General features: G+C 76.7%; 11 protein-coding genes. 4 read left to right on the top strand and 7 right to left on the bottom strand.

Annotated elements, in window-relative coordinates; genetic code table 11:
• The first annotated feature begins 78 nt into the window (after window positions 1-78).
• Window positions 79-1548, top strand: coding sequence for a cellulase family glycosylhydrolase (locus QWY29_RS10130; RefSeq protein ID WP_300960607.1), 1470 nt, complete (start codon window positions 79-81; stop codon window positions 1546-1548).
• A gap of 85 nt (window positions 1549-1633) precedes the next feature.
• On the opposite strand, the gene QWY29_RS10135 is transcribed toward QWY29_RS10130, so the two are convergent.
• Together QWY29_RS10135 and QWY29_RS10140 are read right to left on the bottom strand one after the other, a co-directional pair.
• Window positions 1634-2374 carry a response regulator transcription factor gene (locus QWY29_RS10135; protein ID WP_300960608.1) on the bottom strand — a complete coding sequence of 247 codons (741 nt, stop codon included), beginning with the start codon at window positions 2372-2374 and terminating at the stop codon, window positions 1634-1636.
• Window positions 2371-5181: a PKD domain containing protein gene (locus QWY29_RS10140; protein WP_300960609.1), complete on the bottom strand. Its 2811-nt coding sequence runs from the start codon at window positions 5179-5181 to the stop codon at window positions 2371-2373. Before QWY29_RS10140 ends, QWY29_RS10135 begins: the two co-directional genes overlap by 4 nt.
• Before the next feature lie 147 nt (window positions 5182-5328).
• Between QWY29_RS10140 and QWY29_RS10145 the strand changes: the two genes are divergently transcribed.
• The 3 genes from QWY29_RS10145 to QWY29_RS10155 all read left to right on the top strand — a co-directional run bounded on the left by QWY29_RS10145 (window position 5329) and on the right by QWY29_RS10155 (window position 9656).
• Window positions 5329-7473, top strand: a complete 2145-nt coding sequence (locus QWY29_RS10145) for a hypothetical protein (RefSeq protein ID WP_300960610.1) — start codon at window positions 5329-5331, stop codon at window positions 7471-7473.
• A complete protein-coding gene (locus tag QWY29_RS10150) occupies window positions 7470-8408 on the top strand; it encodes a glycosyltransferase family A protein (protein WP_300960611.1) in 939 nt (312 codons plus the stop codon). Before QWY29_RS10145 ends, QWY29_RS10150 begins: the two co-directional genes overlap by 4 nt.
• 138 nt (window positions 8409-8546) lie before the next feature.
• Entirely contained in the window at window positions 8547-9656 is a 1110-nt protein-coding gene (locus tag QWY29_RS10155; RefSeq protein ID WP_300960612.1) for a hypothetical protein, read from the top strand.
• Here the strand turns inward: QWY29_RS10155 and QWY29_RS10160 are convergent.
• From QWY29_RS10160 to QWY29_RS10180, 5 genes are all read right to left on the bottom strand, one after another.
• Entirely contained in the window at window positions 9646-10809 is a 1164-nt protein-coding gene (locus tag QWY29_RS10160) for an aminoglycoside phosphotransferase/kinase family protein (protein ID WP_300960613.1), read from the bottom strand. The two genes, QWY29_RS10155 and QWY29_RS10160, sit on opposite strands and share 11 nt — an antisense overlap.
• Window positions 10806-12128, bottom strand: coding sequence for a class I SAM-dependent methyltransferase (locus tag QWY29_RS10165; protein WP_300960614.1), 1323 nt, complete (start codon window positions 12126-12128; stop codon window positions 10806-10808). Before QWY29_RS10165 ends, QWY29_RS10160 begins: the two co-directional genes overlap by 4 nt.
• A complete protein-coding gene (locus tag QWY29_RS10170; RefSeq protein ID WP_300960615.1) occupies window positions 12125-12913 on the bottom strand; it encodes a sulfotransferase family protein in 789 nt (262 codons plus the stop codon). Before QWY29_RS10170 ends, QWY29_RS10165 begins: the two co-directional genes overlap by 4 nt.
• Window positions 12914-13005: 92 nt before the next feature.
• Window positions 13006-14688 (bottom strand): lipopolysaccharide biosynthesis protein, encoded by a 1683-nt coding sequence (locus QWY29_RS10175; protein WP_300960616.1) that lies wholly within the window; start codon window positions 14686-14688, stop codon window positions 13006-13008.
• Complete coding sequence (locus QWY29_RS10180; RefSeq protein ID WP_300960617.1) at window positions 14685-16361, bottom strand: P-loop NTPase family protein; 1677 nt, start codon at window positions 16359-16361, stop codon at window positions 14685-14687. The genes QWY29_RS10175 and QWY29_RS10180 overlap by 4 nt, the downstream gene beginning before the upstream one ends.
• Window positions 16362-16410 lie beyond the last annotated feature (49 nt).

A 16410-nucleotide genomic window follows, 5' to 3' on the forward strand; every position in this document is an offset into this window, starting at 1 on the left:
ACCGCGGCCCTGCTCCTCTCCACCGTCCCCCTCGGCAGCCCGTCGGCGGCCGCCCCCACCACCAGCTCCGACCCCGGCGTGCGCAACAGCAGCGTCGAGAGCGGCACGACCGGCTTCACCGTCTCCGGCGGCGCCGGAGCCCGGCTCAGCAGCTCGACGACCGCCCGCACCGGCGCCCGCTCGCTGCGCGTCCGGACCGACCGCCCCGCCGAGGTCCAGGTCGACAGCAACGCCACCGCCGCGGTCACCGGCGCGCCGCTCGGCACCGCCGGCAGCGCCCAGGCGTGGTTCCGCACCTCCGCGCGCCAGAAGGTCATCCTCATCGCCCGCGAGGTCACCGCCTCCGGTGCGTGGGTGCAGAGCCAGCGCACGAGCACCACCGCGACCGCCCGCGCCTGGACCTCGCTCCAGGTGCCGCTCACGACCACGCGCGCCGGCTCCACCCTGCGCGTCCGGATCGTGCTGCCCCGCGCCACGGCCAAGCACGACGTGCTCGTCGACGACGTCGCGATGACGACGACCCCCGCGTCGGCCCCCGCCGCGCCGGCACCGACCACCCCGGCGCCCACCACCCCGGCGCCCACCACCCCGGCGCCCACCACGCCCGCGCCCACCACCCCCGCGCCCACCACCCCCGCGCCGACCGCCCCGCCGGTGAGCACGCCGGCCCCCGCCGGTGCCGGGAAGCTCACCAACGGGTGCACCTACAGCGCCCGCGGCATCCCGTCCTGCGGCGCGTACTTCGGCGCGGCGTACGGCGGCAACACCGACCCGGCGACGCTCGAGCAGCAGGCCGGCGGCCGGCTCGGCGTGCGGCGCACGTTCTACACCGCCACCGGCGTGGCCTCGGCCGCGAAGACCGCCAAGGCCGACCTGGCCGCGGGCCGGCTGCCCTGGATCAGCTTCAAGCTGCCCCACTCGTGGGAGCAGATGGTCGCCGGTGCCGGCGACGCGTGGGCCAAGGACATCGCCACCCGGTTCGCCGCGCTCGACGGCCCGGTCTGGGTGGCCTTCCACCACGAGCCGGAGGGCGACGGCAACATCGACGCCTGGCGCGGCATGCAGGAGCGCCTCGCGCCGATCGTCCGCGCCGCGGCCCCCAACGTGGCCTACACGATCGTGCTGACCGGCTGGAACCAGTTCTACGGCGCCAGCCAGTACCGCCTGGACAACCTCTGGCCGCGCGGCACCAAGATCGACGTCGCGGGCTTCGACCTCTACAACGAGTACGGCGTCGTGAAGAACGGCAAGAAGATCAGCAAGATGGCCGACTTCGACACCGACTACTTCGCCAAGATCCAGACCTGGGCCGCCTCGCACGACGTCGCCTGGGGCATGGCCGAGTGGGCCCTGACCGACGAGGGCCACGCGCTCGACCCGCGCTGGATCGACCGCACCTACGACCAGCTCGTCGCCCGCGGCGGCGTCGCCGCGGCGTACTTCAACACCGAGCTGAACGCCTACGGCTCCTGGCTGCTCGGCAGCGCGTCGAAGCGCCAGGACTTCGCCAACGGTCTGCAGGGCTCCGCGGCACTGCCGCGCCCCTGACGACCAGCACCTCCCTCCTCAGCGCGGGGCCGGCCACCGACGGTGGCCGGCCCCGTGCCGATTTCCACCCCCGGCAGCGGCCCGGTCAGCGCCGGTCGACCACCCGGCGGTAGACCGCGACCGCGGCGAGCTGGGAGTTGACCTCGAGCTTGCGCAGCACGGCCTTCACCTGGCTGCGGACGGTCTGCTCGCTCACGCCGGTGCGCGCGGCGATCTCCGCGACCGTCACCCCCTCGTAGAGCAGGGCGAGGATCTCGCGCTCGCGGGTGCTCAGCCGGGCGGTCAGCTCGAGCGAGCGGCGGTCGTCGCTCTCGCTGCGGCGCCACGCCTCGACCATCGCGCGACGTCGTCCCGCCGAGAGCAGGTCCTGCCCGCCGAAGAGCATGCTGAGGGCGAGCGTGAGGTCGTCGAGGCCGACCGAGGTGGGCAGCACGCCCGCCGCGCCGGCGTGGACCATCCCGCCCCACACGGCGTCGCCGGGGTCGCTGACGACGAGCAGCCAGCGCAGCGGCGCCGCCTCGACGACGGCGCGGGCCTCAGACCGGCGCCGCGTCGTCTCCAGGTCGCCGAAGATGACCCCGACCCGCGAGCGGGTCAGCCGCACCTGCCGCCGGTGCTCGGCGGGTGGCCGGTGCGGCGGCGGCCAGGGCATCGCCACCGCGTCGAAGCCGCGGCTGCGCAGCGCCACCCGCACCGTGTCGCCCACCAGCCGCTCCTCGGCCATCAGCACCAGGCGCCGGCGGGTGGTCGACGCCTCGACGGGAGCGGACCCGGCCCCGGTCGCGGGCTCCTGGGCCCGTGGCGCGAGCGCGTGCGGGCGGGTCATCGGCCCGGCCTGTCGAGGTGGACGTTGTCGACGACGCCGTTGAGCTGGTCGGAGTCCGAGACCGCGACGGCGCCCTCGGGGAGCACCTTCGCACCGACGGCGAGCGGCACCGACCGGTCGAAGACGACCCGGCCGATCCGCCCGGTCCCGGTCCACCTCCGCGGCCGTGATCGCGACCGTGCCCAGGTCAGCTCGTCGGCGCGCACGCGGGCGAGGGTCAGGGTGACGACGCGGAGGCGCCGGGAGCAGGTGGCGCGGTACCACGTACCCGGCCGGACGCGGGTGGTCGCGACGACCACCACGTGGCCCCGGTCGCCCGCCACCCGGCAGGACACACGGCGGTGGTCGACCTGCAGCTTGTACTGCGCGTCGTCCTGGTAGAGGCCGCGTTGCACGACGTTGTCGCCGTTGTCGGTCGACGTCCCCTCGGACTCCGCGTCGATCGCGAAGTCGGCGCCGAAGGTGAACCGGCCGCCGCCCGGGCTCAGGCCGTCGTCCGCAGCCTCCATCGCCGGCCGCACGACGACCGCGGCGGCCGGGCCGGTGCGGGCGTCGACCGCCGGGAAGCGGGCGCCGGTGGCGAGCGTGCCGACGTCGCGCCGGACGCGGCCCCCGTTGCCGGTGGCCACGGAGACCTCGACCGGCAGGCTGCCTGCGTTCTCGACCGAGCCGATCACCGAGCCCATGGCGCCGGTCGCCTCGTCGAAGCCCAGCAGGAGGTCGGGGTCGCTCGACCCGGCGCGGTCGATCGTCGACGCCGCGGCCACGGGCGCGCGAGTGGCTCCGGTCCCGGTGTCGGCCGCCCCGGTCGGCTCGGTCGGCTCGGTCGGCCCGGTCGGCGCGGTCGGCGCGGCCGGCAGCGGCGCCCCGTCCGGCCCCTGGAACGCGAACACCGCGCGCCCCAGCCAGCCGTCGCCCGAGCCGCTCACGCGGCGGGCGGTGCCGCCGACGGGCGCCGAGGAGATCGGGCCGCTCCGCCATCCCGTGCGGCGGAGCACGCCGTCGGCGCCGACGACGTAGGCGTGGTCGCGTGTGAGGACCAGCCCGCGCAAACGCCCGGGCCGGAAGCCGGGCACGCCCCTCGAGGCCACGCGCCGCTGGGCGCCGACGACGCCGCTCTCGGGCGAGAAGTACCGGTAGTACAACGCGGCGGCCCCGGCGCGGGTGAAGTAGAGCCGGCCGTCCTGGTAGGCCATCGAGGTCGCCGCGCGCACGTCGGCCCGCCACGAGGTCAGCGGCCGCAGCCGGTCCTGGGCGGCCACGGCCCGCTCCGGGCCCAGGGTGGTCCCGTCGAAGGTCCGCCGGGTGAAGGTGCCGTCGCGGTGCGCCACGTGCAACCAGCCGTCGACCATGAACGCCCCGCGCACCGCGCGCCAGTCCTGCGCGCCGGCGGGGTCGGTGGCCACGTCCGACGGTGCGCCTGCGGCGGTCGCGGTCAGGCTGCGGCGCACGAGCCGGTCCAGGCCGGCCGGCGCGGCGACGTACACCTCGGTCGGGACGGTCGTGGTCCGCGAGGACGGCACCGCCGGCTCGGCGGCGGGCAGCAGGGCGACCCGCGCCCGTCGCAGCCCCCCGATCCAGGTCGTGTCCGAGACGACCCACAGGCCCTGGTCGGTGGCGAGGAAGTCGAAGACCCCCACGCCCCGGGTGCGGCCGGGGTTCCACGACAGCGGCAGCCCGTTGAGCGGGTCGAGCGCGGCGATGCCCTCGCGCCGGACCGCGCCGGGTCCGGGCCGGTTGCCGGCGAAGGGGTTGTTCCACCAGCGCTGGTGGCCGCCGACGTAGACCGCGGTGGCGGTGACCTCGACGGCGTACGACGTGTCGCCCCCGGTGCGGTCGACCCACGACGGCTGGACCCGGGAGCCCTGCGCACGGGTCTCGAACCGGCTCGCGGAGTCGCACGGCCCGTCCGGCCCGCCGTAGGCCCCGGTGGTCGTGACGACGAAGAAGCGCCCGTCCGGGGAGACGTCGACGTCGCGCAGGTAGGAGTCGTAGGCCCGCGAGCACGGGGCCTCGAAGAACCGGGTCCGGAAGCCGGCGGGCCGGGCGCGGGAGCCGCCGAGCCGCAGCACGAGGAGCTGGTGGGAGCGGCGGTCCCCGAGACGGGCGAAGTTGCCGACGGCGACCAGCCGCGACCCGTCGGGCGTCAGGTCGAGCTTGAGGACCTGGGTGACGCCGCGCCGGTGGTTCCCGCGCACGCGCAGGGACATGTACGACGTCGCGCGGCCGGTCGCCGGCGCGAGCGTCGCGAGGGCGACCTGCCGGCGCCCGCCGATGTGGGTGAAGGCGCCCCCGACCCACAGCCGGCCGTCGCGCAGGGCGAGGTCGCGCACCTTGCCCGCGACCCGGCCCGGGCGGAACGACCCGACGACCGAGCCGTCGGCGACCCGGACCCGCGCGAGCCGGGCGCGGGGCTTGCCGGCCACGCGGGTGAAGGTCCCGCCGACGTAGACCGAGCGCCCGTCGGCGGCGGCCTCGAGGGCCCGGACCTCGCCGACGACGCGGGCGTCGAAGGACCGGTCGATCCGGCCGGTGGTCGCGTCGAAGGCGAGCAGCCCGCGTCGGCGCAGGACCGGCCCCGTGCCCGCGTCGCGGACCCGGCTGAACGTGCCGCCGAGGACGATCGTGCCGCCGACCTGCACGACGGCGTACACCCGTCCGTCGAGCACCTGCGGCGTGCCCGTCGCCGGCTGCTCGGCGACGGTGCGGTCGCCCAGGCCGTCCGCGGAGGCCGCGGGGACGCCGAGCACCGTGGTGACCAGGCAGGCTGCCACGGTCGCGACGAGCACCCCGGGACGTGCACGCATGAGGATCCCTGACTCTCGGCGAGGGCGGGCCGGTCGGCCGCCGTGCCAGGACCGTAGGAGCGCGGCGTGTCGGCCCCGGCCGCCCGCCCGGCAAGTTCCTCAACATTGGTGAGGGTTCCGCGGTCGCCCACCGCTTGGGTGGTGGACATGTCCCACGCCGTCCTCACCGCGCCTCCGCGACCGGCGCCCGCCGCCCGGCCCGACGGCCCGCTCCCCCGCTCCGGCGTGGGTCCGGGCTGGCCGCTGACGCTGCTGCTCGCGGGCTACCCGGTGTGGTGGCTGCTCGGCGTGGACTCCTTCCTCCCGCTGGCCCTGGCGATCCCGATGCTCCGCCAGCTCCGGCAGCGCCGCACGGTGGTGCTGCCGCAGGGCCTGGGCTGGTGGCTGCTCTTCTGCTGCTGGGTCCTGCTGGGCGCCGCGCTGCTGTGGACCGACGCCCCCGACGCGGTGCCGGGCGGCGACTCCTCGCGGCTGGTCGTCTTCGCCTTCCGCCTCGCGTGGTACGCCGCGTGCGGGGTCGTCCTGGTCTGGGTGGCCAACACCCGCCGGGAGGACCTCCCCGACGGCCGGGTCCGCGCGCTGCTGGCCTGGCTGTTCGTGCTCTGCACCGCCGGCGGCATCGTCGGCCTGCTCGTGCCCGAGCTCGAGGTCACCTCGCTGGTCGAGTCGCTGCTGCCGGCCGGGCTGCGGGGCAACGCGTTCGTCGCGTCGCTGGTGCACCCGCAGGTCGCCGACGTCCAGGACGTGCTCGGTCGCCCCGAGCCGCGGCCGAAGGCGCCGTTCGCGTTCACCAACACGTGGGGCAGCTGCCTGTCGCTGGCCCTGGTCTTCCTGGTCGCGCTCGACCGGCGACGCCGGCCGTGGCTGCGGCTGCTGGTGCCGGCCGTCCTCGTGGTGGCGGCCTGGCCGGTGGTCTACTCGCTCAACCGCGGCCTGTGGGGCAGCCTGGCGATCGGCCTGCTCGCCCTCGTCGTGCTGCGGGCCCGCCGCGGCGACCCGCGGGCGGTGGTCGGCCTGGTCCTGGCCGTGCTGGTCGGGCTGGGGGCACTCGTCGCGAGCCCGCTCGCCGACATCTACTCCGACCGCTTCGACAACCAGCACAGCAACAGCCGGCGCGGCCAGCTGCTCGTCACGACGACGACCTCGGTCACCACCGGCTCGCCGGTCGCCGGCTTCGGCACGACCCGCGACGTGCAGGGCAGCTTCGCCTCGATCAGCGGCGCCGCCACGCCGGAGTGCCCGGCCTGCGGCGTCCCGCCGCTCGGCACCCAGGGCCAGCTGTGGCTCGTGCTGTTCTCCCAGGGGTGGATCGGGTTGGGCCTGTTCCTGGCCTTCCTGGCGGCCGCGCTGTCCCGCAGCCGGCGGTGCCGGACGACCAACGAGACGACCTGCACCTTCGTCCTGCTCTTCTTCGTGGTCCAGCTGCCGGTCTACGACACCCTCGGGCTGCCGCTCTACATCGTGATGATCGCCGCCGGCCTGGTGGCCCGCGAGCAGGCCGCGGCCGGGGTGGGCCCCCGGCGGCGGGTCGCCGTGGCCGACCTGGGCCGCACGGTGCGTCGAGCCGCGCCCGTCGTCGCCGGCGCCACCCTCGTCGGCGCGCTCGCCGGCGGGGCCCTGGCCGCCGCCCCCGCGCAGGCGGTGCACCGCGCGGGGGCGGTCATCCTCGTCACGCCCGCGCCGGTCTACCTGGCGACCGGCGCCCAGGAGGTCGTGCTGACCCCGGACGGGCGGGTCGACCCGCCCGGCGACATCACCGTCGACACCGAGGCGGCGCTGCTGGTCTCCGAGCGCTCGCTGCGCCGCGCCTCCGCGGCCACCGGCCAGGACATCGCCACCCTGCGCGACGCCGTCGCGGTCACGGCCGCCCCGCGCTCGCAGGTGCTCCGGCTGACCGTCGACCTGCCGGACCGCGGCGACGCCGAGCGCGCCGCCCGGGCCGTCGCCGCGTCGTACCTCCAGGCCCGGGAGGAGTTCCTCGTCCAGCGGCGCGACGACCTGGTCCGCGCCCTCACCCGACGCCTCTCCCAGCTCGACACCGTGCTGACCACCGTGCGGGCCGAGCGCGAGCGGATCCTGCGCGAGATCGACTACCTCGAGACCTCCCGCCCGAGCGTGGGCGAGGTCATCGCCGCCCAGCCGGCGACCCGGCTCAGCGACCGCGCCGAGGTCCCGGTGGCCTCCGGCGCGGGCCTCGGCCTCCTCGTCGGCGTCCCGCTCGCCCGCCGCGCCCGCCGGCGGTCCGCCCTGAACCCCACCACCCGACCCGAGCACCAGGAGCAGCCGTCATGACCGGACCCAGCCCCACCCCCCGCCGACCCGGCCGGCTGCCCGCCGTCGACGTCGTGATCGCCACCCACGACCGGCCCGAGCTCGTGCGCACGGCGATCGACGCGGTGATGGCCCAGGACTACCCCGGGGTGCTGCGCTGCCTGGTCGTGCACGACCGCTGCGAGCCGGACCCGACCCTGGTGCGCGAGGGCCGGCGACGACGGGTCGAGGTGCTGACCAACACGCGCACGCCGGGGCTCGCGGGGTCCCGCAACACCGGCATCCTCGCCGGCGACGGCGACCTGGTCGCGTTCTGCGACGACGACGACGTGTGGTTCGAGGACAAGGTGAGCCGCCAGGTCGACCTGCTCGAGCGGAGCGGGGCGGCGACCTCGGTCACCGGCATCGTCGTCGACTACCAGGACCGGCGCACGACCCGGATCCCGCACCCCGAGGAGATGACGGTCCGCGCCCTGGCCCGCCACCGGGTGATGGCCGCCCACCCCTCGACCGTCATGGTCCGCCGCACCGCCCTGGAGGGTCCGATCGGGCTCGTCGACGAGGAGCTGCCCGGCAGCTACGCCGAGGACTACGACTGGATCCTGCGCGCCGCGGCCGTCGGCGACGTGGCGGTGGTCGAGATGGGCCTCGTGCTGGTCCGCTGGGGCGCCTCGCAGTTCGCCCGGCAGTGGTCGGTCATCGTCGCGGCGATCGACCACCTGCTCTCCAAGCACGCCGCCTTCGGCGAGGACCCGCGCGCCCTCGGCCGGCTCCAGGGTCAGCGCGCCTTCGCGCTCGCCGCCTCCCGCGACCCCGGCGCGCTCGCGGCCGCCGCCCACGCGGTGCGCACCTGGCCCTGGGAACGACGGTCCTACCTGGCCGGCGCCGTCGCCCTCCACCTGCTCTCGGCCGACCGCGTGCTGGACCTCGCCAACCGACGCGGACGAGGCATCTGACCCGGTCCGCGTGACCGACGCCATCCCGGCGCCCGTCCCCCATCTGGGGTACGCCGCGGCGTCGGTCGGTCCGGCGCGCCCCTACGTTCCTCGACGGCCGTCCCCCACCTGGGGGATCCCGCGACGTCTCGAGGATCCGTGCACCACCACTCCACCGATGCCCCTGCCCGCTCGTCCGTGCCGGGGCTCGCCCCCGCCCGCTCGTCCGCGTCCACCTGGGCCTCGGTGGTCGCCGGCCTGGTCGGCGTGGTCGCGCTCGCGCTGCTGGTCGTCTCCGTCGACGCCCCGCGCGCCGACGGCGCGACCGTGAGCCGCTCGGCGGTCGGCGCAGTGACGGACCGGGCGACGGACCGGGCCACCGACCGGGCCACCCACGCCACCACCGCCGCCCGGCGCACGAGCGACGGCTGCCGGGTGAGCCGGCGAGGCGTCCCGCGCTGCGGCGCGTTCTTCGGCGCGGCCCACGGCGCCAACACCGAGCCCGCGACCCTCGAGCCCGGCCGCCCGCTGGGCGTCCGCCGGACCTACTACACCGCCACGCAGGTCGACAACGCCGTGCGCACGGCCCGCCGCGACGTCCGCCGTGGCCGCCTGCCGTGGATCAGCCTCAAGCTGCCGCACTCGTGGGAGCAGATGGTCGCCGGTGCGGGTGACGGCTGGGCCCGCGGGCTGGTCCGTCGCCTCGACAAGGTGCCCGGCCCGGTCTGGGTCGCCTTCCACCACGAGCCCGAGGGCGACGGGGACGTGCAGGCCTGGCGCCGCATGCAGGAGCGGCTGGCCCCGATCGTGCGCCGCACCGCCGACAACGTCGGCTTCACCGTCATCACCACCGGCTGGAACCAGCTCTACGGCGACCCGGCGTACCGCCTCGGCAAGATCTGGCCGCGCGGGGTGAAGGTCGACGTCGCGGGCTTCGACGTCTACAACGAGTACGGCGTCACCAAGGACGGCCGCACCATCCGCGAGTGGCCGAAGATGGGTGCGAAGTACTTCCGTCCGTTCTCGCGCTGGGCCAAGCGCCACGACGTCGCCTGGGGCATCGCCGAGACCGGCCTGACCCACGAGGCCGCGGCGGCCTACCCCGGCTGGATCCGTGCGACCTACCGGTCGCTGGTGCGTCACGGCGGGGTCGCGCTCAGCTACTTCGACACCCACCTCAACGCCTACGGCTCCTGGAAGCTCTCGACCCCCGTCAAGCGCCGGGCGTTCCGCTCGACGCTGCGCAGCAGCCCGCGCCTCACGCGCTGACCTCCTCCAGCGCGGCGAGCGTGCACAGCCCGCGGTCGCGGATGTCGGCGCCACGCTCGGTGGCGGCCAGCAGCAGGTAGCGGTTCGTCACCGCGACGAGGTACGCCCCGGCCAGCACGCGGTCCACGGCGCTGACCTCCGTGGCGAGCGCGCGCAGGATCGTCGCGGTCGAGGTGCCGCGGCGGGCGGTGGCGACGTTGACCGCGTGGTGCAGGCGGTCCAGCCCCTGCGGCACGCCGGTCTCGAACCGCTCCCAGTCCCACAGGTGCACCACGTCGCCCCGGCGGGCCATGTTCCACGGCGTCCAGTCACCGTGCCAGGCGCCCACCGGCCACGGGTGGCCCCCGGCCAGGCGCTCGAGGCGGTCCATCGCCACCCGGACCCGCCCGCCCCACGCGGGGTCGGACATCCGCCGGGTCAGCCGGCGCTGCTCGGCCCACCACGGCAGGGCCCGCAGCGGCGTGGCCGGCTCCGCGAAGGCCCGGGCGAGCTCGGCCATCGCGGCCACCGGCGGCGCGGTCCGGGTGCTGCGCGGACGCGGCACGCCCGCGTGGTGGGTGACCAGCGGCTCGAGGACCAGCACCACCCGGCCGTGCCAGCACGACTCGTGGAGCACCCGCGGCGCGACGACGTGCGTCATCGGGACCGACGCCAGCCGGCGCAGGTGCGCCCCCTCCGCGGCGACGTCGGCACGGGAGACCTCCGAGTCGCCGAGCTTGACCCACGCGACCGTCCGGCCGCGCTCGTCGAAGACCTGGAGCACCGGCTTGCGGTTGACCCGCTCCGAGCCGACGGCGACCGAGAAGTCGACCGGCTGGCCCAGCAGGTCGCCGAGGTGGCGGGCGAAGGAGTCGACCGACCCTCCGCGGACGGCCACCCGGGTGCCCAGCACCGACCCGCGGGTCGCGCTGACCACGGCCGCGCCGGCCACCCGGCGTACGACCTGACCGAAGGAGGAGTCGGCGCTGAACCGGCACAGCGACCGGCCGGCCGCCCGCCGCGAGGCGACGGGCACGACCAGGCGCGGGTGCCGGGCGCTCGGCACCAGCGCGTAGCCGCCGCCCGCCTGCTCGGCGACGACCGCCTCGGGCCACAGCGAGCGGAACGCCGTGACCAGGGGGTCGTCGCCGCGGTGGACGCCGACGGTGGTCACCGGTCCCTCACGCAGGCGAAGAGGTGGCGCCCGTAGTTCTCCTCGTAGGGCGCGACCGCGTCGCTGTCCGTGCCGAGGTCGATGATCCGGTCGAAGGTCGTGTGCTCGGCGAGGAACGACCGCACGTGCTCGGCGTCCCACTCCGGCAGCGAGTCGCGGAACCACCGCTCGTGCGCCTGCCCGGTGTCGAGGAAGAGCACCCGGCCGGTGGCCCGGTCCAGCAGCCGCACCAGCTCCTCGGGCGGGCAGGGCCCGCGGCCGAGGACGAAGTGGTGGAGCAGGCTGAAGCAGGACACCACGTCCCAGGTCCGGTCCCCGGCCAGGAAGTCGACGGCGTCGGCGACGTGGATGCGGGTGGGGTCGGTGCCGTGCAGCGCGGCGGCCACCCGCGGCGCCGCCGGGTCCCGCTCGACGCCCTCGGCGTCGTAGCCCGCGCGGCCCACCGCGTCGACGAACCAGCCGTAGCAGGCGGCCACGTCGAGGTACGACGGCCGGTCGACCTCGGCCGCGACCTCCTCGAGCAGCGGCGCCATCATCGCCAGCCGGTCGGTGCAGCGGCGCACCACGCGGTAGCCGTGGCGCACCTCGGGCGCGTCCACCGGCTGGTAGAGCTCCCGCTCGCCGCCGATCCACGACATCTCGTCGAGCACGTCCTGCAGCGGCGTGGTCACCGACAGGCGGCGGACCTTGGCGCGGACCCCGACGGAGCCCTGCACGACCTGGATCGCGAGCCGGTGGTGGCCGTCCACGACCTGGTAGCAGTCGGAGTCGCGCACCGGGGCCAGCAGGATCGGCACGCCCGGCTCGCTCTGGTGCGGCCGCACCGGGCCCGCCTGCGGTAACGTCATGCCGACCGGGGCGGCCGCCCGGGCGAGGAAGTCGCGCGAGAGCCGCAGGATCCCGGCCTCGTCGGTGACGCCGAAGTACTGCCCCGAGACCGCGATGCACGCGCGGGCCAGGTCGGCGTACGCCGACGCCAGGATCTCCTCGTCGGTCAGCGGACGCTGCGCGCCGGCGCGCAGCAGGGCCACGTGCGGCCCGTCGGCGATGCTGCGCGAGCCCCACAGCAGGTCCCCGGTCGCCTCGGCGATGACGGAGGCGGGCAGGCCGTTCTGGCCGCCCACCAGCACCTTGGGCAGCGCGATCCGCGCGGTGCCCTGGTGCCAGACCGCCACCGACAGCGCCTTGCGCAGCGTCGGCGGCATCGGGGCCTGGCCGACCGCCTTGGTCCCGGCGGCGACGCCGTCGTGGACCCGGCGACCGAGCCGGTGCCGGAGGTCGCGGACGCGGGACCGGTGACCGGTGAGGACGGCGCTCATCGGGCCACCGCCCCGACCCGCCACGAGGGCGCCTCGTCGAGGTAGCGGACCAGCACGGCGTCGGAGTCCGCGAAGAGGCCCAGCAGCTCCGCGTGCTCGTCCGGCGGCAGGGGATCCGCGGGTCTGGCGTTCCAGCGCTCGACCGTGGCCGGCGTCCAGGGGCTCAGCCCGAGGCGTCGCTGCAGCGTGGCGAACTGCGCCACCGGGTCGGCGAAGAAGCGGTCGGCGTCGATGACGTGCACCCGGTCCGGGCCGAGGGCGGCCACGAAGCGCTCGACCTGCTCGCCGTAGCGCCCGCGGGCCACGTAGCCGTGGTGGCGGTGCTCGAAGCTGGTGCTGTGCGGGCGCGTCACGAGCCGCTCGTGCTCCCCCGCCAGCCGTGCCTCCTCGCAGCGCACGGCCTCCTCGAACGGCAGCGACTCGAAGCCGCGCGCCGTCTCGTGCCGGTGGGCCGACCGCGCCCGCTCCACGGGGTCGCGGACGAGCACGACGACGTGGGCGCCGGGCAGGTCACGGGCGATCCGCCCCGCCGCCAGCGGGTGGAAGAGGTAGTAGCCGCTGCACTCGAAGGCCCGCGGCCGGTGACCCGGGCGGGTCAGCCGGGCGAGCGGCGCCAGCGGGAAGGCGGCGCGGTACCACCGCTCGCCGCGGCCGTACTCGTCGTCGAAGTAGCTCGTGCCCTTCGCCGTCGTCGGCCGCACCAGGTCCGGGTGCTCCGAGAGCAGCCGGAACATCGTCGTCGTGCCGGCGCGCTGGGCGCCGACGACGATCACGTCGGGGCTCATCCGCCACGACGCGGTCAGCCACCCCCATCCCCGGACGACGGACCGGAGACCGTCGGTGGCACGGGTGGGCAGGCGTTCACCCAGCTGGCGGGTCAGGTCTCGAGCAAGCACGGGTCGTCACTCTCCTTCGGACGGGTGTGGGCGTCGGACGCCGGCGGCGTCGTGGCGGCGCGCACTGGAGCTGTGGTGGGTGCGGTGGTGGGGGCGGCGGTGGGTGCGGCGGCCCGGCGGCGCCGGAGCGCCCCGACCGCGGTGGCGAGGGCGAGCCGGTCGGCGAGGGCGGCCAGCGCGGCGACGTACGCGACGGTGCCGAGGGCCGCGAGCAGCAGCACGACCGCCGGGGACGGGTCGAGGGTGAGGGCGACGAGCAGCCCGGGGACGCCGAAGCAGGCGAGGGCGACGCCGCCGGCGAGCGCCGGCACGCCCCACACGCCGCTGCCGAGGTCGACCACGCGGCGGACCTGCCAGATCCCCAGCGTGCAGCGGACCGCCAGGGCGAGCGCCCACGCGAGCGCGGCGCCCACGATGCCCGTGCGGGGCACGAGCACGAGGCACGCGACGACGTCGACGACGAGCGCGACCAGGCCGTTGGTCATGCTCAGGCCGCTGCGCCCGGACATCAGCAGGAGCGTGTCGACCGGGCCGGACCCGACGGCCAGGAGCATGGCCGCGCCCATGACCGCGACCGTCGCGATCGCGCCGGTCGTGACGTAGTCCGCGCCGAAGACCGCGAGGTAGGTCGGGGCCGCCGTGGCGACGACGAGGTAGAGGGGCCAGACCAGGAGCACCGCCCACGCGGTGGTCACCGCGAAGGTCCGCCGCAGCTCGGCGGTCTGGCCGCCGATGAGCAGCAGCGTGAAGCGCGACTGCAGGACCTGGTGGACGGCCTGGTTGGCGAGCTGCCCGACGGCCACGAAGCGGGTGGCCGCGGTGTAGAGGGCGGCGGGGCCCGGGCCGAGCAACGCCGCGACCAGCACGATGTCGGCCTTCTGCACCGCGACCTGGGCCAGCCCGGCGACGCCGCGCGGCCAGGTGAAGGACCAGAACTCCACGGCGAGCGAGCCGCTGCCCGGTGCGTCCGGGCGCCGGGCCGGGGTCCGCGGCGGGCTCGGCGGCCGCGAGCGGAGGCAGGCGCGCAGCGCGACGGCGGAGACGACCAACGAGACGACGTACGCCGCCGCCCACGCCAGGCCGAGGACGGCGGGCCCTCCCCCGGCCGCGAGCACCGCGGCCACCGCGACCACCTGGGCGCCGGCGCGCAGCACCCGGTCGACCACGGCCGTCTGGCGCATCTGCCCGACCGCGCGGGTGGCCGACAGCATCACCTCGGCCAGCACGCAGCAGGGCAGGGCCGGCGCCAGGCAGCGCAGGACGCGGGCGCCCTCCTCCCCCAGGCCCAGCCCCGAGGCGAGCGGCTCGGCGAGGAGGAGCAGCACGAGCACCGCGACGGCGGCCACGGCGGCGGCCGGCAGGGCGGCGGTGCGCACGGCGCGGCGTACGTCGTCTCCCCGGCCGTCGGCCTCCAGCCTCAGCAGGAAGCGGGCCAGGCCCGAGTCCGTGCCGAGGGTGGAGACCACGGCGAGGGTGCTGAACAGCGCCGTCGTGGCGAAGAACGTGCCGGCGTCACCGGCGGCGAGGCCCCGCGCGACGAGGACGGTGGAGACCAGGCCGCAGACGGCTGCGAAGGCGGATCCTGCAAGACCGACGACGCCCCGACGCGCGACGTGGTCGAGGTGCTCCCCCGTCCGCTCCCCCGTCGCGGCCGCGCTGGTCACCCGACCCCGCCCTGGCGATGGTGCGGGCTCCCGCACACCGGTACGGCGGGGACCGCGGCCGGGCGTCCGAGCACCAGGCGCGTGGCGAGCAGCCGCAGCCGCAGGGCGGGCCGCGGCCGGAGCCCGCGGACGTCGGGCACCGGCTGCGGGCCGGCGCCGGCGGCCGGCGCACGGGACGGCTCCGCCACCGGGGGCGCGACGGGTGCCGCCGCGGGTCGCTCGAGCAGCACGAGGTGGGCCGTGGGCGCACCCACGCGCGCCAGCACCTCGAGCGCGGCCGCCGTGCGGTCCCCGCTGCCGGGCTCGGCGGGTGCCTCGAGCAGGACGGTGTCGGCCCCGCCGGCGAGCGCCTGGGCGCGTGCGTCGTCGGCGGCGCCGCCGACCAGCAGCAGGACGTCGGCGTCGGCGCGCAGCTGCGCGAGCAGCTGTGCCGCGGCCGGGCCGGCCAGGGCGTCGTCGAGGTCGGCGGCGTGCGCGCCGGCACCGAGCAGGCGCAGGTGGGACCCCTCCGGCAGCGCGGCGTCGTCGAGCCGCACGTCGCCGCGCAGCACGTCGGACAGGCCGCGTCCGGGAGGACCGAGGGGGCGCGACACGTCGACGAGGACGGTGCGCAGGCGGGCCGCCGCGAGGGACCGCGCGAGACCGACGGCGCTCGCCGAGCCCGGGGCGTCGGCCGGGTGGCAGACGAGCACCGTGAGCGGACGGGCGTGCTCGGCGGCGAGGAGCGCGGCGCGGACCGTCGTCAGCGCGCGTGCCGGTGCGACCGCGGGGAGCGTGCCGAGGACCGGGGCCGGCCAGACCGCGAGGCGCTCGCGGGGTGCGGGGGCGCCGTCCTCGTCGTCGTCACGGGTGCCCCCGTCACGTCGCGGGAGGCCGGAGCCGCCGACCCAGCCGAGGGCCGCACCGGCCAGGAGGCCGGCGAGGACCGCGGTCGGTACGCCGCCGGGCAGGCCGGCGCGCGCACTCACGGCCGGGGTGACCACCTGGCCGGGGTTCGGCGCGGCGACGCGCGTCGCGCCCAGCTGGGCCCGCAGCTCGTCGGCCTGCACGTTGAGGTTGACGACCTGCTGGGTCAGCACGGCGGCCCGCGAGGAGCGGGGCGTCGCTCGATCCAGCTCCTTCGACAGCGCCTCCTGCTGGTCCTCGCGGTCGCGGATCTGCTCCTCGAGCTCGGCGGCCCGGCGGAAGCTCGTCGACTCCGCGCGCGTCCGGCGGAACGCCAGGTAGGTCTCGGTGAAGGCCTGGGCGCGCAGCGCGGCCTGCTCGGCGGTCGCGCCCGCGGCGGAGACCTCGAGGAGCTGGGTGTTGGGCGGGACGGAGACCGAGATGTCGGCGAGCAGCGACGTCGGGTCCTCGCCGAGCGCACGGCCCACGAGGTCGCCCATGGTGTCGGAGCGGACCAGCTGCGCCTCGGTCTCGAGGTTCACCAGCTCGTCGCCGCGGCCGTTGGGGCTGAACGGGTTGCCCTCCAGCGGGTTGACCAGCACGACGGACGTGGCGTGGTGGACCGACTGCTGCTGCAGCCCCCACCACAGGCCGGCGCCGGCACCGGCCAGCGCGCAGACCACCACCAGCAGGGCGGCCAGGCGGCGGCCCCGTCGAGCGGGGTCGGTGGTGCGACGCGGGGTGGCGTCGCCGGACGTGGCGGGGACACCGTTGACCTGGTCGTGCACGAGGGGACTCCTCTCGAGGCGGAGCCGTCATCGTGGGCAACCCGCGGCG

Source organism: Nocardioides abyssi (assembly GCF_030412915.1).
Taxonomy (GTDB): Bacteria; Actinomycetota; Actinomycetes; order Propionibacteriales; family Nocardioidaceae; genus Nocardioides; species Nocardioides abyssi.